This window comes from Paracoccus sp. KKT209 (genome assembly GCF_055635455.1).
This window is the reverse complement of the sequence record NZ_CM145758.1, coordinates 2902139-2921001: the sequence shown is the minus strand read 5'-3', so window position 1 is coordinate 2921001 and position 18863 is coordinate 2902139. Positions and strand designations below refer to the sequence as shown.

Sequence of the window (18863 nt, the reverse complement as noted above, 5' to 3'; positions counted from 1 at the left end):
ATGTTCGGTTTCGTCGGAATTTTCGTCACGCTCGCCATGGTGTTCGGCGGCTATCTTCTGGCGGGGGGCAAGATGGGGGTCATCCTCCATTCGCTGCCCTTCGAGATGATGATGATCATGGGGGCCGCCGTGGGGGCCTATCTTCTGGGCAACGACACACATGTCCTGAAACATACGCTGCCCGGGCTGATCCGCGCCTTCAAGGGGCCGAAATGGACGCCCCAGGATCACCAGGACGTGCTGTGCCTGATGTTCCAGCTGCTCAAGATCGCGCGCGAAAACCCGGTGGCGCTGGAGCAGCATATCGAGAACCCGGCCGAGTCGCCGATCTTCACCGCCTATCCGCGCCTGGCGGCCGAACACAACATCGTCTCGCTGATCGCCGACACGATGCGGTCGGCCAGCCTGAACTACGACGATCCCTACCAGGTCGAGGACATGCTGTCGCGCCGCATCGCCATCCTGCGCGAGGAGGAGATGCATGTCCCTCATGCGCTGCAGAACATGGCGGATGCGCTGCCGGCGCTTGGCATCGTTGCGGCGGTTCTGGGCGTGATCAAGACCATGAGCTCGATCGACCAGCCGCCTGCGGTTCTGGGCAAGATGATCGGCGGCGCGCTGGTCGGCACCTTCCTGGGCGTCTTCCTGTCCTATGGCTTTGTTGCGCCGCTGGCCAATCGCCTTGGCGCCGTGGTCAAGCAGGACCTTGGGTTTTACGACGTGATCAAGTCGGTCTTGGTGGCGGGCCTGCACCAGCACGCGACCACGCTTTGCGTGGAAGTGGGGCGGCAGACGGTTCCGGAACATGTGCGCCCCAGTTTCGACACCCTGGAAAGCGCGCTGCGCGAGCTGAAGAAGGCCGCGTGATGACAGCCATCGGCATCCTGTTCCTGGTGACGGCGCTTGGCACCGGCGGCGCCTCGGCCCCCGCCTTCGAGCCCTTCGCCGAGGCTGCCTCGGGCTGGCTGCTCAGCGGGGAGGGGCTGCCCCGCGACTACCGGGTGACGCTGATGCAGATGGACAGCGCCGACCGCATTCGCGCCATCGCGCTGCTGCGCCGGATCGGGTTGCTGACAGACCGCCCCTGGCCGCTCGACGACCTGCTGCGTCCGGCAGGCGCGGCACCGGAGGCAGGCCGATGACCCCGGTCGCCGGCCCCGCGCGCAAGGCGCACAAATACCTGGATGCCCCGCTGCTGGTGACCGGTGGGCTGGTGCTGGTGGTGATCTCTCTGGTCATCCCGCTGCCCGCAAGCGTTCTGGACTTCGGGATCGCGGTGTCGATCGCCATGGCGACGCTGGTCCTGGTGATGGCGTCGCTGGTGGACAAGCCCACCGACTTTCAGGCCTTTCCGGTGCTGTTGCTGGTCAGCCTGGTGATCCGGCTGTCGCTGAACGTGTCCTCGACCCGGCTCATCCTGACCGAGGGGCAGAATGGCAAGGAGGCCGCCGGCCATGTGATCAACGGCTTTGCCGATTTTGTCGCGGGCGGCTCGATCCTGGTCGGCATCACGGTTTTCGCAGTGATCTCGGTGGTCAACTTCATGGTGATCACCAAGGGTTCGGGGCGGATGGCCGAGGTGGCGGCGCGCTTTGCGCTGGATTCGCTGCCGGGCAAGCAGCTGGCCATCGACGGCGACCTGAACGCGGGAGCCATCGATCATCACGAGGCCAAGCGTCGCCGGATCCAGGAAAGCCGCGAAATCAGCTTTTTCGGCTCGCTGGACGGCGCGTCGAAATTCGTCAAGGGCGACGCGGTGGCGGGCATCGTCATCACGCTGATCAACCTGTGCATCGGGCTGGCCGTGGGCATCACCGTCCACGGCATGCCGCTGGCCGAGGCGGCGGCCACCTATTCGCACCTGACCATCGGCGACGGGCTGGTCAGCCAGATCCCTGCGCTGATCACCTCGATGGCAGCAGCATTGCTGCTGTCGCGGGGTGGTGCGACCGATACGACCGCCAATTTGCTGTCATCCGAGTTCACCCGCAGCTGGCAACCGGCGGCCATGGTCGGTGGGGCGATGGTGGTGATCTCGTTCGTGCCCGGCATGCCGCGGATGCTGTTTCTGGGCATCGCGCTGGCCATGATGGCCATCGCTTGGCAGATCGCGCGCCGCGCCATTCGCGCCGCCGAGGCGCTGCCCGAGCTTGCTGGGGATGAGGCCGCAGCCCGACCCGCCGCCCGCATGGGCGACGTGCTGGACACGGACGACATCAGCGTCGAGATCGGAGCCGATCTGATCCTGATCGCGCTGGATCAGGCCCGCGGTCTGGGCAGCCGGGTCAACAACCTGCGCATCCACATCGCGCGCAGCTTTGGCGTCGTGCTGCCGGATGTGCGCATCACCGACACCGACGACCTGCCGCCCGGCGACTACCAGATCCGCATCCAGGGCGTCGTTCGCGGCCGTGGCAGCCTGTATCCCGGCCAGATCCTGGCGCTTGGTCCCGACGCGCTGCTGACGGAGCTGCGCGGCATCAGCGTGCGCGAGCCCGTCTATGCCAGCCCCGCCCGCTGGATCCAACCTGCGGACCAGGAAGAGGCGGCCACCATGGGCGCCACGGTGGTGACCCCGATGGAGGTCCTTTCGACGCACCTGATGGAAGTGGTGAAATCCAACCTGCCGACGCTGCTGACCCTGGGCGCGATGCAGCGCCAGATCGAGGAGTTGAAAACCCTGTCCGACAGCACGCGCGCTGAACGCTATCGCAAGTATTTCGACAGCATGATCCCGGACAAGGTCACGCCGGAAACGCTGCTGGCCATCCTGCGCGCCCTGCTGGAGGAGCGGATATCCATCCGGAACCTGCCGCTGATCGTCGATGCCATCTGCGAATTCCGCCACGTCGAGGCGGCCGAAACGATCTATGAACTGGTGCGCAAGCGCCTGCGGGGACAGATCACCCAGCAATACGCCGACGAGGCCGGTCGCGTCGCCGCCCTGCAGCTGCATCCGGCCTGGGAGGCCGAGTTCGTCCGCGCGGACAGCGAGACCGGGCGCGTCGGAGGCGGCGCGATGACGCCGGGCCTGTCCAAGAAGCTGCTGGAGGCCGTGCGCAAGGCGCTGGCCTTGGCCGATCCGGTGCCTCGGACCGTCATCGTCGCGCCCGACCACCGGCGCCGCATGATCCGGGCCGTGCTGGGGGCCAACGGGATGGCGGTGCCTGTCCTGGGCCTTGAGGAAGTCGACCCGGAGGCCGAACTGCGGCTGCTGGGAACCATCGAGGCGGCATGATGTGGGGCCAGCTTCAGGCGATCTTTCCGGGTCTCGACTGGTCCCTGGTGCTGGTCTACCTGCGCATCCAAGCCTGCGTGCTGATCCTGCCGGGCCTGGGCGAGCGGGTCATCCCGGCCCGTGTCAAGGTCGCCATCGCCCTGGCGCTGTCCCCGCTGCTGGCTGCTGGAGTCCCCCTGCGCGTGATGCCGGACCAGCCCATCGGCATCATGGCCGAGATCGTGCCAGAGATGCTGCTGGGCTTCACCACGGGGGCGCTGCTGCGGCTTTTGGCGCTGGCGATCGACATCGCCACCACCGCGATCGCGGCGACCGCATCGCTGTCGCAGATGATGGGCATCCAGAACGAAGCCGCGCCTCATCCGGTCGGAAACATGCTGCACCTGGCCGGGATCGCCCTGCTGATGGCCATGGGCCTGCCGATGATGCTGGTCGAGCTGCTGGCCGACAGCTTGCGCCTGTGGCCGCCGGCCATGCTGCCGCCGGTCGAGACCTTGGCCTGGGGGGTCGTGGCGGTCGTTCGTGACAGCTTTCTGCTGGCGATGATGCTGGCCGCGCCCTTCACCCTGGGCGGATTTCTTTATCAGGCGCTGTCGGGGGTCATCAACCGCGTGATGCCCGCCCTGCCGGTGGTCTTCATCGGGGCCCCGGCATCGGTGTTCCTGGCCCTGGCCGGGCTGGCGGTCCTGGCGCCCATGCTGGTCGGCATCTGGGCCGACGCGGTCCTGGGCTTCATGCTGCCCGCAGCCCCCTGAGGAAAGACACGATGAGCGAGGATCAGGACGACAAGCAGTTCGACGCGTCCGAGCAGAAGCTGCAACGGGCGCGGGAAAAGGGCGACATCCCCCGCTCGACCGAGCTGAACGGCGCGATGATGTATCTGGGGGCGGTGCTGGCCTTTACCGTGGCGGCAGGTTTCGCCGTGCGCCAGTGGCTGGCCATGGCGACGCGGGTGATGGGGGCCGAGGACTGGCCCGCGGACCCTTCGCACCTGGCCCTGGATCTGGCGGCCCATGCGGCGATCGCGACACTTGCGCTGGCCATGCTGCTGATCGTGGCGATCCTTCTGGGCATGGTCGCCACGCGCAGCCTGATCCTGTCGCCGCAAAAGCTGGCCCCGGACATCAAGCGCATCAACCCGCTGAAGAACGCCGCCCAGAAGTTCGGGTCCGACGGCTTGGTCACCTTTGCCATTTCGGTCGGCAAGTCCGTGCTGGTCTGCGTCGGCGGCTGGTTCCTGTTCATGCGGCTTCTGGACCGGATCGCGGCCTCGGCCATGGAGGGCGAGCGGTGGACGACGGCCCTAGGCGCGATCTTGGGGCAGGTGCTGGTTCTGGGACTGGCGGTTTCGGTCCTGTTCACCCTGCCGGACATCCTGTGGAAGTGGTTCGACCACCGCCGCAAGAACCGCATGAGCCGCCAGGAGATGCAGGACGAGTTCAAGGATTCCGAGGGCGACCCCCATATGAAAGCCGCCCGTCGCCAGCGTGCGGTGGACGTGGTCATGAAGCAGATGCTGGCCGACGTGGCCGGGGCGGATGTGGTGATCGTGAACCCGACGCATTACGCGGTCGCACTGCAATGGAAGCGCGGCTCGGGGCGGGCGCCGGTCTGCGTGGCCAAGGGAACGGACGATGTCGCCGCCCGCATCCGCGTCAAGGCGACCGATGCGGGCGTTCCGATCTGGTCGGATCCGCCCTGCGCACGTTCCATCCACGCGGCCGTCAAGGTCGGTGACGAGATTGCCCGCGAACATTTCGCGGCCGTGGCGGCGGCGATCCGCTTTGCCGAAACGATGCGCCAGAAAGCGAGAACAGGATGGTAGACAAGGCGAAACAGCTTGCGCAGCTGGAGCGGATCGCGCGGCTGAAGGCGGAGCGGCAGCTGAAGACCTTTGCGGCCTACAATGCCCATGTCACGGCGGCGCGTCAGCGAGTCGAGGCCCTGCAAGTATCGCTGGCGCAGAGCTATGACAGCCTGGCCCCCCTGACCTTGGCCGAGGCGCGGGTGGCCAATGCCCAGGCAGGCCGCGCCGCGCGCGAGCTGCGCCATGCGGACAGCCAGCTGCAGCGCATCCTGCCCGGCTTCGAGATCGCCCGCCGGCAGGCCGCGCGCGAGTTCGGCCGCGCAGAGGTGCTGCTGGGCCTGGGGCAGGACGAGGAACAGCGCCGTCGTCAGGAGCGGTTCTGAGCAGGCGCCCCGGCGCAGGATTGGACAGAGCTTTCGCGGAATGCTACGGACGGGCAACATGCCGAGGGGGAGCCATGCTGCACAGCGATCCGAACACCGACCAGCACCGCGAGATCTGGACCGCGGCCGAGGCGCGGCGCATCTTCGACCAGCCGCTGATGGACCTGCTGTTCCAAGCCCAGACCGTCCATCGCCGCCATTTCGACCCGAACCGGGTGCAGATGAGCCGCCTTCTGTCGATCAAGACCGGCGGCTGCCCGGAGGACTGTTCCTATTGCAGCCAGTCGGCCCGCCACGACTCGGGCCTCTCGGCCTCCAAGCTGATGGAGGTCCAGCGGGTCCTGGCCGAAGCCCGGCGTGCGCGCGATGCGGGGGCGACCCGCTACTGCATGGGTGCCGCCTGGCGCAGCCCCAAGGAGCGCGACATGCCGCAGATCATCGCCATGATCGAAGGCGTGAAGGCCTTGGGCATGGAGACCTGCATGACCCTGGGGATGCTGGACCCGCAGCAGTCGCGGCAGCTGGCCGAGGCCGGTCTGGATTACTACAACCACAACATCGACACCTCGGAATCCCATTATGGCAAGGTGATCACGACGCGCAGCTTTGCCGACCGGCTGGAGACGCTGGAAAACGTGCGCAAGAGCGGGATCAAGGTCTGTTCGGGCGGCATCCTGGGCTTGGGCGAGGGGCAGCAGGACCGGGTGGACATGCTGGTGACGCTGGCCAACCTGCCCGAGCCGCCCGACAGCGTGCCGATCAACATGCTGATCCCGGTCGAAGGCACGCCGCTGGGAAATGCCGCGCCGGTCGATCCGATCGATTTCGTGCGCACCATCGCGACCGCCCGGATCATGATGCCGAAATGCCATGTGCGCCTGTCGGCCGGCCGCACGGCCATGTCGGACGAGATGCAGGCCATGTGCTTTTTTGCGGGTGCCAACTCGATCTTCGTGGGCGACACGCTGCTGACCAAGGACAACCCGGAGGAGGAGGCCGACATGCGGCTGTTCGCCAAGCTGGGACTGCAGCCGATGCAGGTGCACGAGCACATGCCCGAACCTCCGGTCGAGAGGGTGCAGCACGATCCGGCGATCCCGATCCTGCGCTGAGAGCGCCGGGGGATATCGCCTCCGGACCCCCTAGGGTTTCGACAGAGAAGAGGGTGCAGCTCGCCTTGGACCGTTTGGCAAACTATCGGCAGAACCTTGACGGGCTGGCCGCCGAAAGCCGGTTGAGGCGCCTTGCGCCGCGGCAGGGGCTGGACTTTTCCTCAAACGATTATATCGGCTTGGCGCAGTCTCCGCGGCTGGTCGCGGCTGCGGCCGATGCCTTGGCGCGGGGTGTTCCGGTGGGGGCGGCGGGGTCGCGTCTGCTGCGCGGGAACACGGACGAGCAGGAGGCTTTCGAGGAGGAGGCGGCGCGGTTCTTCGGGGCCGGCGCGGCCTTGGGGTTCGGCGGCGGCTATGTGGCGAATTTTGCCGTGATCACGACGCTGCCGCAGCGGGGCGACCTGCTGCTGATGGATGCGCTTTCGCATGCCAGCACGCATGAGGGGGCGCGGGCTGGGCGGGCGGACGTGAAGACCTTTCGGCACGGCGACGTGGGGCATGCGGAGGATGTGATCACGGGCTGGCGCGAGGCGGGGAACACCGGCGCGGTCTGGATCGCGGTCGAGAGCCTCTACAGCATGGACGGCGATGTCGCGCCGCTGGACGAGCTGGCGGCGCTGGCCGATCAGCACGGGTTCCTGCTGGTCGACGAGGCCCATGCGACCGGGGTCTATGGGTCCCAGGGGCGCGGCCTGGCCCATCACCTGGAGGGGCGGGACAATGTCCTGACGCTGCACACGCTGGGCAAGGCGCTGGGCGGGTCGGGGGCGCTGATCTGCGGGGCCAAGTGCCTGATCGACTTCATGATCAACCGCTGCCGTCCGTTCATCTTCGCGACCGCGCCCTCGCCCCTGATGGCGGCGGTGGGGCGGGAGGCGCTGGCGATCCTGCAGGACGAGCCGTGGCGGCGCGACGCGCTGCAGGGCCATGTGGCGGCCTTCGGGGCCGAGATGGCGGCCCGCCTGCCGCAGGTGCCGCTGAGCGGTAGCCAGATCGTGCCGCTGATCGTGGGGCCCAACGCCGAGACGATGGGCCTGGCGGCGCAGGTGCAGGCGCGGGGCTTTGACGTGCGGGGGATCCGCCCGCCGACCGTGCCGGAGGGGACGTCGCGGCTGCGGGTCTCGCTGACGCTGAATGTCACGCGGGCGGAGGTGATCCGCCTGGCGGAGGTGCTGGAGGAACTATGGCCCAATTTGTGATCACGGGGACGGGAACGGATGTCGGCAAGACGGTCTTTGCCGCCGGTCTGTGCGGGCTGATCGGGGCCAGCTACTGGAAGCCGGTGCAGTCCGGGCTGGCGGGCAATGTCCCCAATCCGGGCCGCACAGGCGAGGCACCGGGCAGTCGCGGCGCGTACACCGGACGTGCACCGACAACGCCCGCATCGTTAACCGATGTTGCGCAGCCCGGCAGCGACCGGGCCGAGGTCGCGCGCCTGTCGGGCGCCGCCGGCCATCCCGAGACATGGATGCTGCGCGAGCCGCTGTCGCCGCATCGCGCGGCCGAGCTGGAGGGCGTCACCATCGGCACGGATGCCCTGACGCCGCCCGATGCCGATCCGCTGGTGATCGAGGGGGCGGGGGGCGTCCTGGTCCCCGTGACGCGGCAGGTGCTTTATGCCGATCTGTTCGCGCGCTGGCAGATTCCGGTCGTGCTGGTCGCCTCGACCGGGCTGGGCACGATCAGCCACAGCCTGACGGCGCTGGAAAGCCTGCGGGCGCGGGAGGTGCCGGTGCATGGCGTGGCCTTTGTGGGCGAGCCGAACGACGACAACATGGCGACCATCGGGCAGCTGGGACGGGTGCGGGTGCTGGGCCGGCTGCCGATCCTGCCGGACCTGGACCGCGCGACGCTGGCCGAGGCGATGGCCCGGAACTTTGATGCGGCGGATTTTGCATGAGCGCGGTCTGGCATCCCTTTTTCCAGCACGGGACCGAGCCTGCGCCGCCGCGTGCGCTGAGCAGCGAAGGGGCCTTTGTCCACACCGATCGCGGTCCGCTGCTGGACGCGATCAGCAGCTGGTGGGTGGTCACGCATGGCCACAACCAGCCCGAGATCGTCGAGGCGATCCGCCGCACGGCCGGGCACCTGGACCAGGTGATCTTTGCGGGCCTGACCCATGAGCCGGCCGAGGAACTGGCCGAGGCGCTGGTGGACCTGGCCCCCGCCGGGCTGGAGCATGTGTTCTTCAGCGACAGCGGCTCCACGGCGGTCGAGGTCGCGCTGAAGATGGCGCTGGGATACTGGCGGCACGAGGGCGACGGGCGGCACCGGATCGCGGTGATCGAGGATAGCTATCACGGCGACACGATCGGCACGATGAGCGTGGGCGAGCGGGGGGTGTTCAATGCCGCCTATGACCCGCTGATGTTCGCGGTGGACCGGCTGCCCTTTCCGACAGGTGACGGCGCGGCGACGCTGGCGGCCTTCGAGGCGCTGGCGGCCGGCGGGCAGATGGCCGCGCTGATCCTGGAGCCGCTGGTCCTGGGCGCGGGCGGCATGCGGATGTACGGCCCCGAGGTGCTGGCCGGGCTGCGCGCCATCTGCGACCGGCACGACGTGCTGCTGATCGCGGATGAGGTGATGACGGGCTGGGGCCGGACGGGGCGGCTCTGGGCCTGCGACCATGCGGGGGTCGCGCCCGATATCCTCTGCACCTCCAAGGGGCTGACCGGGGGCGTCGTGCCACTGGCCGCGACCTTGGCCAGCGCGCGGATCTTTGAGGCGCATCGGTCGACCGACCGGCGGCGGACCTTCTTTCATTCCAGCAGCTATACCGCGAACCCGATCGCCTGCGCGGCGGCCCTGGCGCAGGTGCGGCTGTGGCAGTCCAGCCCAATGCAGGCGCGGCTGGAGGCGCTGACGGCGATGCAGGCGGCGCGGCTGGCGGCACTGGCGGGCGACGACCGGTTTGCCGCGCCGCGCCAGTGCGGGACCATCGCCGCCATCGACCTGGTCGTGCCCGAAGGGGGCTATCTGGCCGAGGTCGGCCCCCGGATGCGCGCCCATTCGATGCAGGAGGGGGTGCTGCTGCGGCCGCTGGGGAACACCGTCTATGTGCTGCCGCCCTATGGGGTGACGGCGGCCGGCCTGGACCTGGCCTGGGGGGCCATCGCCTCATTCCAGGTCTAGATCGACCCAGACCAGCTTGCGATGCGAGGCCGCGGCCACCGGCTTGGCCAGCGGATCGTCGGGCGCCGGCCAGAACACGCCCGAGGCGGTGACGCGCAGGTCCGGCGAGGGCAGGATGTAATCCAGCCGCAGGTTGCCGGGCGGGCGGTCGTATTCGACCGTGTCCAGCGCCGGGTCGCCCTTGTGCCCCGCATTGGGGCCGGTCTGCGGCGGCTGGAAGGCGCCGCGCGGCTGCGGGTCCTGGGTGACCGTCAGCAGCGCCCGCAGCGCGGCGGGATCGCCATCGCCATCCGCCGGGTCCAGGTTCAGGTTGCCGATGACGGCGAAGGGCGCCTGGGGCAGGTGCTGCATCCAGAAGGCGGCCTCGTCATGGTTGCGGGCGACGTTTTGCGGCTCGAAGGCCGGGGGGGTGGCGGCGAAGGCCAGCAGGTGCAGCGGCCCGTCCGGGGTCTGCAGCGGGATGTCCCAATGGGCGCTGCCCGACAGGCGGCGGATGTCGGCATGATCCAGGTCGGGCATGCGGTGGCCCGGCAGGTCGCGCCAGAGCGTTGCGCTGTGGTCGGTCACCTCTCCCAGCGGCAGGCGCGACAGCAGGGCCAGGCCCTTTTGCCCGGTGAAGTCGCCAAAGGCCTGGGCGTCGCGCGCCTCTCCGGCCTGCCCGTCGCCGTCGAGGTCGCGGCCGGTCTGCAGGCCGCGGTTGCCGGGCCCGGCAAAGCGGTGCGGCATCGGGTGGCCCAGTTCGGCCAGCAGATCGGCGAAGCCGGTCAGGGCGCGCCCGTCCAGGTCCCAGTCAAAGCCGGTCAGCAGGATCGCGTCGGGATGGGCGGCCGCGATGACGCGGGCGGCGGCCATGACCTGCGGGTCATGGGCGGCGATGTCGCGCATCAGCAGCCCCGGCCCGTCGCGCGTCAGGCCGGGATCCCAGGTGGCCAGGCGCAGGGGCTGGGCCGCGACCGGCCCCGCCAGCACCAGCAGAAGGGCAAGCGCCCTCAGATCCAAGGCCGGGCCTGGGCCATCTGCGATTCAAAGCTGTCGATGGCGGGGGCCTTTTCCATGGTCAGCCCGATGTCGTCCAGCCCGTTCAGCAGGCAGTGCTTGCGGAACGGGTCCACGTCGAAGGCGAAGCTGGTGCCGTCCGAGGCGGTGACGGTCTGGCTGTCCAGATCGACGGTGATGCGGGCATTGGCGCCGCGCCGCGCGTCCTCCATCAGCGCATCAACGGCCTCCTGGGGCAGCACGACGGGCAGGATGCCGTTCTTGAAGCAGTTGTTGAAGAAGATGTCGGCGAAGCTGGTCGAGATCACGCAGCGGATGCCGAAGTCCAGCAGCGCCCAAGGCGCATGTTCGCGCGAGGAGCCGCAGCCGAAATTGTCGCCCGCGACCAGGATCTGCGCGTCGCGATAGGCGGGCTGGTTCAGGACGAAATCGGGGATTTCATGGCCGTCGCGGTCATAGCGCATCTCGTCGAAGAGGTTCACGCCCAGGCCGGACCGCTTGATGGTCTTCAGGAACTGCTTGGGGATGATCATGTCGGTGTCGATGTTGACCAGCGGCATGGGCGCCGCGATGCCGGTCAGGCTGGTGAATTTGTCCATGGTTCCTTTGTCTTCCTGTCTGCGGGGCGGCGCGCTAATGTCTGGACTTTAGCCGCTGCGGGAGGGGGTGCGATCGTGGGACTGTGGGCTTGCGTGGCAGAACGGTGGGCGCCCGAGATCGGCGATCCGAACGTCACCGGTTGGGTGACCGTGGTCGTCTATCTGGTGACGGCGCTGCTGGGGGCGGCGGTCTGGCGCGGCACGGGGGCCGGGCGCGGGCGGGCCTTCTGGGCGGTGCTGACGCTGATCCTGGGCTTTCTGGCCCTGAACAAGCAGCTGGACCTGCAGACCGCGCTGACGGAGGTCGGCCGGTGCCTGGCTTGGTCGCAGGGCTGGTACGAGAACCGCCGTTTCGTGCAGGCGGGGTTCATCGGGGCGCTGCTGGTGCTGCTGGTGATGGGCCTGTTCAGCGCGATGCAGGCGCTGCGCGGCAACCTGCGGCGCAACCTGCTGGCGCTGCTGGGGCTGACGGTGCTTTTGGGCTTTGTCATGGTGCGCGCGGTCAGCATCCACCATTTCGACTTCCTGATCAGCGACCGCAGCCTGGGCGTGCCGAACAACTTCCTGTTCGAGAACGCGGGTCTGGTGCTGATCGCGGTCAACGCGGCGCTGCTGCTGCTGCGCCGGCGGCACCGGACGCGGCAGCGGCGGCTGGCCTGAAGGGCCCGCCGCAGCCGCCGTGTTCGGAACCGTCCGGCGCATGATCAGGCCGGTTCGCGGGCGAATTCGCGGATGTCGACCAGATGGCCCGCGACGCCTGCGGCGGCCGCCATGGCGGGGCTCATCAGGTGGGTGCGGCCCTTGTAGCCCTGGCGCCCCTCAAAGTTGCGGTTGCTGGTCGCCGCGCAGCGTTCACCGGGTTTTAGCTGGTCGGGGTTCATGCCCAGGCACATGGAACAGCCCGCCAGGCGCCACTCGAAGCCCGCGTCGGTGAAGACGACGTCCAGCCCCTCTTCCTCGGCCTGCGCGCGCACGAGGCCCGAGCCGGGAACGACCATGCCGCGCACGCCCGCGGCCAAGCGGCGGCCGCGCAGCACCTCGGCGGCGGCGCGCAGATCCTCGATCCGGCCGTTGGTGCAGCTGCCGATGAAGACCGCGTCGATGGCGATCTGGGTCAGCGGCGTGCCGGCGGTCAGGCCCATGTAGTCCAGGGACCGCCGCGCCGCCTCGGCCTTGCCGCCCGGAAAGCTGTCGGGGGCGGGGACGGCGGCGGTGATGGGCAGCGCATCCTCGGGCGAGGTGCCCCAGGTGACGGTGGGGGCGATATCCTCTCCGCGGATGGTCAGGACCTTGTCGAAATGCGCGCCGTCATCGCTGAAGAGCGTCTTCCACCAAGCGACGGCGGCCTCCCATTGGGCGCCCTTGGGTGCATGGGGCCGGCCCTGGACATAGGCGAAGGTGGTTTCGTCCGGGGCGATCAGGCCGGCGCGGGCGCCGCCCTCGATCGCCATGTTGCAGATGGTCATGCGCCCTTCCATCGACATGTTGCGGATCGCCTCGCCGCAATACTCGATCACATGGCCGGTGCCGCCGGCGGTGCCGGTTTCCGCGATGATGCGCAGCACGACATCCTTGGCGGTGACGCCCGGCGCCAGGCGGCCGGTGATTTCCACCTTCATGTTCCGGGACTTGCCCTGGATCAGGGTCTGGGTGGCCAGGACATGCTCGACCTCGGAGGTGCCGATGCCGTGGGCCAGCGCGCCGAAGGCACCATGGGTCGCGGTGTGGCTGTCGCCGCAGACCACCGTCATGCCGGGCAGGGTCCAGCCCTGTTCGGGGCCGACGATATGGACGATGCCCTGCCGGATGTCGTTCACCGGATAGTAATGCACGCCGAATTCGCGGGCGTTGCGGTCCAGCGCATCGACCTGGATGCGCGATTCCTCGTTGTCGATGCCGGTCTGGCGGTCCAGCGTGGTGGGCACGTTGTGATCGGGCACCGCGATGGTGCGTTCCGGGGCGCGGACCTTGCGGCCGGTCATGCGCAGGCCCTCGAAGGCCTGCGGGCTGGTCACCTCGTGGACCAGGTGGCGGTCGATATAGAGAAGGCAGGTGCCGTCGTCCTGACGGTCGACGACATGGGCGTCCCAGATCTTGTCATAAAGCGTGCGCGGCGCGGTGGCTGCGGGAATGGTCATGGCTGAGGTCTTTCGGCTGTGATGCAGGGTGCAGGCAGGCAGACGCGGCGGGGAAAACCCCGCCAGCCATCAGCCCCGCGCGGTCACGCAGAGCGTTTCGCCATAGAAGCGCTGCGGCAGGCGCGCGCGGTCATGGATGTCGAAATAACGCATCATCGCGCCAGATTAGGTCAGGACCCGCGTTGTGGCAAGGCCCGTGACAGGGCGCGGGCGTGAACCGTGTCGTTCACAAGCGCGGGCGCAGCCCCAAGGAAAATCCGCCCAGAGATTGAGATGGGCCGAAAAGATGCTATGTTGGGAACACCCCTGCGCCGGGGGCCATCGGCGCGCCGACCGGAGGATACAACCCTGTCACAAGACGTCCCGTCGGCCCAAGGGCCGGCCACGACCACCGCGAAGGCGCCGCTGTCCAGCGACCAGATGCTTTCGCTTGTCCTGACTTCGCTAGATGACGACAAGGCCGAGGAGGTCATCACCATCGACCTGCGCGGTCGCTCGGCCATGGCCGATCACATGGTGATCGCCTCGGGCCGCAGCTCGCGTCAGGTGGGAGCGATCGCCGAAAAGCTGGCCGACCGGGTCAAGCAGGCGACCGGCCGCAGCCCCCGCATCGAAGGCAAGGATGCCGGCGACTGGGTGCTGGTCGATGCCGAGGACGTGATCGTCCATGTCTTCCGCCCCGAGGTCCGCGAGTTCTATCAGCTGGAAAAGATGTGGATGCCCGCCGACGCGCTGACCCGCGTGCGCGAGCAGGTCCGTCCCCAGCCCTGAGCCCCGCGCGGCCATGCGAATCGACATCGCCGCCGTCGGGCGGCTGAAGAAGGGGCCCGAGGCGGCCCTGGTCGCGGATTACCTTGACCGTTTCGCCAAGACCGGCCGGAGCCTCGGGCTTCCGGCCGTTTCCGTATCCGAGGTCGAGGACCGGCGCGCCGGCACCATGGCCGCCGAGGCCGAGTTGCTGGCCCGCGCGATTCCGGCGGGCGCGGCGGTGGTGATGATGGACGAGCGCGGCGAGCAGCCGACCTCGCCCGAGTTCGCGGCGCGGCTGGCGCGGTTTCGCGACGAGGCGCGCGACGTCTGCTTTGTCATCGGCGGGGCGGACGGGCTGGACCCGGGCCTGCGGGCGCGGGCCGATTGGCAGATCAGCTTTGGCCGCATGGTCTGGCCGCATCTTCTGGTGCGGGTGATGCTGGCCGAGCAGCTGTATCGTGCCGCGACCATTTTGGCCGGGTCGCCCTATCACCGGGCCTGAGGGCGCGGCCCCGGGCTTCGGTTGCCGCTGGCGCGCGCTGGGCGTATGAGGGGGAAAACGCGAGGCAGAGATGACCAAACCCGTAGTCCTGTGCATTCTCGATGGCTGGGGCACTTCCGACCGCCCCGATCAAAGCGCCCCCGACCAGGCGGCGACGCCGCATTTCGACCGGCTGATGCGCGACTGTCCGCATGCCTCGCTGATGACCTATGGGCCGGATGTGGGGCTGCCGCGCGGGCAGATGGGCAATTCCGAGGTGGGCCACACCAATATCGGCGCGGGCCGGGTCGTGGCGATGGACCTGGGCCAGATCGACCTGGCGATCGAGGATGGCAGCTTTGCCCGGAATGCGGCGCTGCTGGATTTCGTGGCGCGGCTGAAGGCCAGCGGCGGAACGGCGCATCTGATAGGCGTGATCTCGGACGGGGGCGTGCACGGGCATCTGGTGCATGTGCTGGCGGCGGCGCGGGCCGTGGCGGGGGCCGGAGTGCCGGTCGTCATCCATGCGATCACCGACGGGCGCGACGTGGCGCCGCAATCCGCGGGCGGCTTCATGGCCACGCTGCAGGCGGGGCTGCCGGCGGGCGCGCGGATCGGCACCGTGATCGGGCGCTATTACGCGATGGACCGCGACAACCGCTGGGACCGGGTCGAGCGCGCCTGGCGCGCGATCGTGCTGGGGCAGGGCGAGGATGCGGCCGATGCGGGCGCGGCCGTGCAGGCGGCGCATGCGCGGGGCGAGACGGACGAGTTCATCCAGCCCTTCGTGATCGACGGCTATAACGGCGCGCAGGACGGGGACGGGGTGTTCTGCCTGAACTTTCGTGCCGACCGGGCGCGCGAGATCCTGTCGGCCCTGGGCGATCCGGACTTTGACGCCTTTGACGTGGGCGACCGTCCAGACTGGGCGGGGCTTCTGGGCATGGTCGATTACAGCACCCGCCATGACAGCTTCATGCAGGCCGCCTATCCCAAGCGGCAGGTGGTCAACACCCTGGGGGCCTGGGTCGCCGCCAAGGGCCTGCGCCAGTTCCGCCTAGCCGAGACCGAGAAATATCCGCATGTGACCTTTTTCCTGAACGGCGGCAAGGAAACCCCCGAGCCGGGCGAGGACCGCCACATGCCACAAAGCCCCAAGGTCGCGACCTATGACCTGGCCCCCGAGATGGCCGCCGAGGAGGTCAGCGAGGCGCTGGTCGGGGCGATCGGCGCGGGTTACGACATGATCGTCGTGAACTATGCCAACCCCGACATGGTGGGCCATACCGGCAGCCTGTCGGCGGCGGCGCGGGCCTGCGAGGCCGTAGACCGGGGCCTGGGCCGGATGCTGGAGGCGCTGGACGCCGCGGGCGGCGCGGCCGTCATCTGCGCCGACCACGGCAATTGCGAGCAGATGATCGACCCCGAGAGCGGCGGCCCGCACACGGCCCATACGCTCAACCCGGTGCCGGTGATCGTCTATAACGGCCCGGCCGGGGCGCATCTGCGCGACGGGCGGCTGGCCGACCTGGCGCCCACGGTCCTCGATTTGATGGGGCTGGAGCCGCCGGCCGAGATGACCGGCAAGAGCCTGATCGTCCGATGATCCTGCGCCGTCTTGCCCTGACCCTGGCCGCCTGCGGCGCCCTGGCCGCGCCGGCCGGTGCGCAGGACCCCGCGACCAGCCCCGCCAACCAGGCCGTGGCCGAGGCCGAGGAGGCCGCGGCCCTGCTGCGCGCCGCGATGGGCCAACTGGCCGAGGCGGTCAGCGCCGACGACCAGGTGGTGGCCCTGACCGAGGTGATCCGCGGTTATGAGCTGGGCCTGGCTGCGCTGCGCGAGGGGTTGCGCCAGGCCAGCGCGCGGGAAACCGAGTTGCGCGCCCGCTTTGAGGCGCAGCGGGGCCAGCTGTCGCGCGTGCTGGGCGCGATGACCGCGCTGCAGCAGAGCCCCGAATCGACCATGCTGCTGCATCCGGCGGGGGCGCTGGCCAATGCGCGGTCGGGCATGCTGCTGTCGGGGGTCACGCCCGGCCTGCGGGCCGAGGCCGAGGCGCTGCAGGCCGACCTGGACGAGATCGCCACGGTGCGCGAACTGCAGTCCAACGCCGCTACGATGCTGGGGAGCGGGCTTGATTCGGTGCAGGAGGCACGGCGGCTGCTGTCCAGCGCGGTGACCGACCGCAGTTCGATGCCGGTGCGCTTTGCCGAGGACCCGGCCGAATTGCAGGCGCTGCGCGACGCGGCCCAGAGCCTGTCGGATTTCGCCACCGGCATCGCCAAGATGGAAAAGGATGTCGGCGCGCCGATGGAGGATTTCGAAGGCGCGCAGGGCAGCCTGCGCCTGCCGGTGATCGGATCGATCCTGCGGCCCTATGACGAACCGGATGCCGCGGGCGTCAGCCGGCCCGGCTGGGTCATCGCCACGGCGCCCGCCGCCCTGGTGCAGACGCCCTGGCCTGCGACGATCCGCTATCGCGGGCCCTTCCTGGATTACGGCAATGTGATGATCACCGAGCCGTCGCGCGGCTATCTTATGATCTTCGCCGGGCTGGCGCAGGTCTTTGGCGAGGTCGGGGACGTGCTGAATGCGGGCGATCCCATAGGGTTGATGGGGGGCGCCGAGGCCCCCGCCCAGGAATTCGGATCGCGCTTCGTCGCCGATGCCACCAGCGGCGGGCAGGCCGGACGCAGCGAGACGCTGTATCTGGAGCTGCGCCGCGGCAATGAAACGCTGGACCCGGCAGAGTGGTTCGTGCTGAATCCCATCGTCGAGCCGCAACAGGACTGAGGCAGGAAAGGCCGTCATGAGACATTATCTGATCGCAGGACTGGGGGGCATTGTGGCCGGTGCGCTGGTCACCACCCAGCTGGCCGGGCCGCTGGTCGCGCAGGAGACCGGGCGCAACGCCTCGATCTATCAGCAGCTGGAACTGTTCGGGAACGTCTTCGAGCGCATCCGCAGCGACTATGTCGAGGCGCCCGACGACAAGGAGCTGATCGAGGCCGCGATCAACGGCATGCTGACCTCGCTGGACCCGCATTCCAGCTTTCTGTCCTCGGATGCCTATGCCGACATGCAGACCCAGACCCGTGGCAGCTTTGGCGGCCTGGGGATCGAGGTCAGCCAGGAAGAGGGCATGGTCAAGGTCGTCTCGCCCATCGACGGCACGCCGGCGGCCGAGGCGGGCGTCCAGACGGGCGACTTCATCACCCATGTGAACGGCGAATCGCTGCTGGGCCTGACGCTGGACCAGGCGGTGGACATGATGCGCGGCCCCGTGGGGTCCGAGATCACCATCACCATCCTGCGCGAGGGCGAGACCGAGCCCTTTGACCTGACCATGGCGCGCGACACGATCAAGCTGACCGTCGTGCGCAGCCGCGTCGAGGGCCATGCGGTCGTTCTGCGCGTGTCGACCTTCAACGACGAGACCTATGACACGCTGAAGGCCGAGCTGGACAAGGCGGTGGCGGAGGCCGGCGGCATCGAGCGCGTGACCGGTTTCGTGCTGGACCTGCGCAACAACCCGGGCGGGCTGCTGAACCAGGCGATCAGCGTGTCGGACGCCTTCCTGGATGCCGGAGAGATCGTCAGCACGCGGGGCCGCAACCCCGAGGAAAGCGAGCGCTGGAACGCCGAGATGGGCGACCTGGCGCAGGGCAAGCCGATGGTCGTGCTGATCAACGGCGGTTCGGCCAGCGCCTCTGAGATCGTCGCGGGTGCCCTGCAGGATCACCGGCGCGCCATCGTCGTGGGCGAGAAATCCTTTGGTAAGGGCTCGGTCCAGACGGTCATGCCGGTCACTTCGGAGAGCGCGATCCGGCTGACGACGGCCCGCTATTACACGCCTTCGGGGCGGTCGATCCAGGCGCTGGGCGTCCAGCCGGACATCCTGGTGGCCCAGCCCCGTCCCGCCCCGACCGAGGAGGAGGACGAGGCCCGGAGCAACAGCAGCTTCAGCCGTTCAGAAGCCGATCTGCGCGGCGCGCTTGGCAATGATGTCAGCGACGAGGACCGCCAGCAGATGGAGACCGAGGCCGCCGAGGTCGAGGCCACCGCTGCGCTGCGCGAGGAGGATTACCAGCTGGCCTATGCGGTGGATATCCTGAAGGGCCTGGCGGCGGTGAACTTCCGCGCCGAGCAGGTGCCTGCCGCGGTGACGCCTGCGGTCACCGGTGAGGGGTCGGGCGAGGGCCTGGACGACGCGGCGGACAAGGGCTGAGA

General features: G+C 68.9%; 19 protein-coding genes. 16 read left to right on the top strand and 3 right to left on the bottom strand.

The annotated features are described in order from the left end of the window. From motA to ACZ2G3_RS14430, 10 genes are all read left to right on the top strand, one after another. Complete coding sequence (gene motA / locus ACZ2G3_RS14475; RefSeq protein WP_470396714.1) at positions 1-867, top strand: flagellar motor stator protein MotA; 867 nt, start codon at positions 1-3, stop codon at positions 865-867. Continuing rightward, positions 867-1142 (top strand): hypothetical protein, encoded by a 276-nt coding sequence (locus ACZ2G3_RS14470; protein WP_419269278.1) that lies wholly within the window; start codon positions 867-869, stop codon positions 1140-1142. Before motA ends, ACZ2G3_RS14470 begins: the two co-directional genes overlap by 1 nt. Further along, positions 1139-3238 (top strand): flagellar biosynthesis protein FlhA, encoded by a 2100-nt coding sequence (locus ACZ2G3_RS14465; RefSeq protein WP_470396713.1) that lies wholly within the window; start codon positions 1139-1141, stop codon positions 3236-3238. Before ACZ2G3_RS14470 ends, ACZ2G3_RS14465 begins: the two co-directional genes overlap by 4 nt. Beyond that, positions 3238-3993, top strand: a complete 756-nt coding sequence (locus tag ACZ2G3_RS14460) for a flagellar biosynthetic protein FliR (protein WP_470396712.1) — start codon at positions 3238-3240, stop codon at positions 3991-3993. The genes ACZ2G3_RS14465 and ACZ2G3_RS14460 overlap by 1 nt, the downstream gene beginning before the upstream one ends. 11 nt (positions 3994-4004) lie before the next feature. Beyond that, positions 4005-5063 carry a flagellar type III secretion system protein FlhB gene (flhB, locus tag ACZ2G3_RS14455; RefSeq protein WP_470396711.1) on the top strand — a complete coding sequence of 353 codons (1059 nt, stop codon included), beginning with the start codon at positions 4005-4007 and terminating at the stop codon, positions 5061-5063. Continuing rightward, positions 5057-5428 (top strand): hypothetical protein, encoded by a 372-nt coding sequence (locus ACZ2G3_RS14450; RefSeq protein ID WP_111299649.1) that lies wholly within the window; start codon positions 5057-5059, stop codon positions 5426-5428. Before flhB ends, ACZ2G3_RS14450 begins: the two co-directional genes overlap by 7 nt. Positions 5429-5502: 74 nt before the next feature. Beyond that, positions 5503-6540 carry a biotin synthase BioB gene (bioB, locus tag ACZ2G3_RS14445; protein WP_470396710.1) on the top strand — a complete coding sequence of 346 codons (1038 nt, stop codon included), beginning with the start codon at positions 5503-5505 and terminating at the stop codon, positions 6538-6540. Between the two features lie 65 nt (positions 6541-6605). Then, on the top strand, positions 6606-7739 hold the full coding sequence (locus ACZ2G3_RS14440; RefSeq protein ID WP_470396709.1) for an 8-amino-7-oxononanoate synthase: 1134 nt from the start codon (positions 6606-6608) through the stop codon (positions 7737-7739). Continuing rightward, entirely contained in the window at positions 7724-8440 is a 717-nt protein-coding gene (gene bioD, locus ACZ2G3_RS14435; protein WP_470396708.1) for an ATP-dependent dethiobiotin synthetase BioD, read from the top strand. The genes ACZ2G3_RS14440 and bioD overlap by 16 nt, the downstream gene beginning before the upstream one ends. Continuing rightward, entirely contained in the window at positions 8437-9672 is a 1236-nt protein-coding gene (locus ACZ2G3_RS14430; RefSeq protein ID WP_470396707.1) for an adenosylmethionine--8-amino-7-oxononanoate transaminase, read from the top strand. The genes bioD and ACZ2G3_RS14430 overlap by 4 nt, the downstream gene beginning before the upstream one ends. Here the strand turns inward: ACZ2G3_RS14430 and ACZ2G3_RS14425 are convergent. Next, positions 9658-10671: an endonuclease/exonuclease/phosphatase family protein gene (locus ACZ2G3_RS14425; RefSeq protein WP_470396706.1), complete on the bottom strand. Its 1014-nt coding sequence runs from the start codon at positions 10669-10671 to the stop codon at positions 9658-9660. The two genes, ACZ2G3_RS14430 and ACZ2G3_RS14425, sit on opposite strands and share 15 nt — an antisense overlap. Continuing rightward, positions 10662-11267, bottom strand: coding sequence for a 3-isopropylmalate dehydratase small subunit (gene leuD / locus ACZ2G3_RS14420; protein ID WP_470396705.1), 606 nt, complete (start codon positions 11265-11267; stop codon positions 10662-10664). Before leuD ends, ACZ2G3_RS14425 begins: the two co-directional genes overlap by 10 nt. A 75-nt stretch (positions 11268-11342) precedes the next feature. On the opposite strand from leuD, the gene ACZ2G3_RS14415 reads away from it, so the two are divergent. After that, on the top strand, positions 11343-11927 hold the full coding sequence (locus ACZ2G3_RS14415) for a hypothetical protein (protein ID WP_470396704.1): 585 nt from the start codon (positions 11343-11345) through the stop codon (positions 11925-11927). Between the two features lie 44 nt (positions 11928-11971). On the opposite strand, the gene leuC is transcribed toward ACZ2G3_RS14415, so the two are convergent. Beyond that, the gene (leuC, locus tag ACZ2G3_RS14410) at positions 11972-13405 is read right to left on the bottom strand and encodes a 3-isopropylmalate dehydratase large subunit (protein WP_470396703.1); all 1434 of its coding nucleotides are present in this window, start codon (positions 13403-13405) and stop codon (positions 11972-11974) included. A gap of 420 nt (positions 13406-13825) precedes the next feature. Between leuC and rsfS the strand changes: the two genes are divergently transcribed. The 5 genes from rsfS to ACZ2G3_RS14385 all read left to right on the top strand — a co-directional run bounded on the left by rsfS (position 13826) and on the right by ACZ2G3_RS14385 (position 18861). After that, positions 13826-14176 (top strand): ribosome silencing factor, encoded by a 351-nt coding sequence (gene rsfS, locus ACZ2G3_RS14405; protein ID WP_111299664.1) that lies wholly within the window; start codon positions 13826-13828, stop codon positions 14174-14176. Positions 14177-14189: 13 nt separating this feature from the next. After that, complete coding sequence (gene rlmH, locus ACZ2G3_RS14400) at positions 14190-14657, top strand: 23S rRNA (pseudouridine(1915)-N(3))-methyltransferase RlmH (protein WP_470396702.1); 468 nt, start codon at positions 14190-14192, stop codon at positions 14655-14657. 70 nt (positions 14658-14727) lie between these two features. Further along, positions 14728-16242 (top strand): 2,3-bisphosphoglycerate-independent phosphoglycerate mutase, encoded by a 1515-nt coding sequence (gene gpmI, locus ACZ2G3_RS14395; RefSeq protein ID WP_470396701.1) that lies wholly within the window; start codon positions 14728-14730, stop codon positions 16240-16242. Next, the gene (locus tag ACZ2G3_RS14390) at positions 16242-17426 is read left to right on the top strand and encodes a murein hydrolase activator EnvC family protein (protein WP_470399154.1); all 1185 of its coding nucleotides are present in this window, start codon (positions 16242-16244) and stop codon (positions 17424-17426) included. The genes gpmI and ACZ2G3_RS14390 overlap by 1 nt, the downstream gene beginning before the upstream one ends. 16 nt (positions 17427-17442) lie before the next feature. Next, entirely contained in the window at positions 17443-18861 is a 1419-nt protein-coding gene (locus ACZ2G3_RS14385) for a S41 family peptidase (RefSeq protein ID WP_419269257.1), read from the top strand. Positions 18862-18863 lie beyond the last annotated feature (2 nt).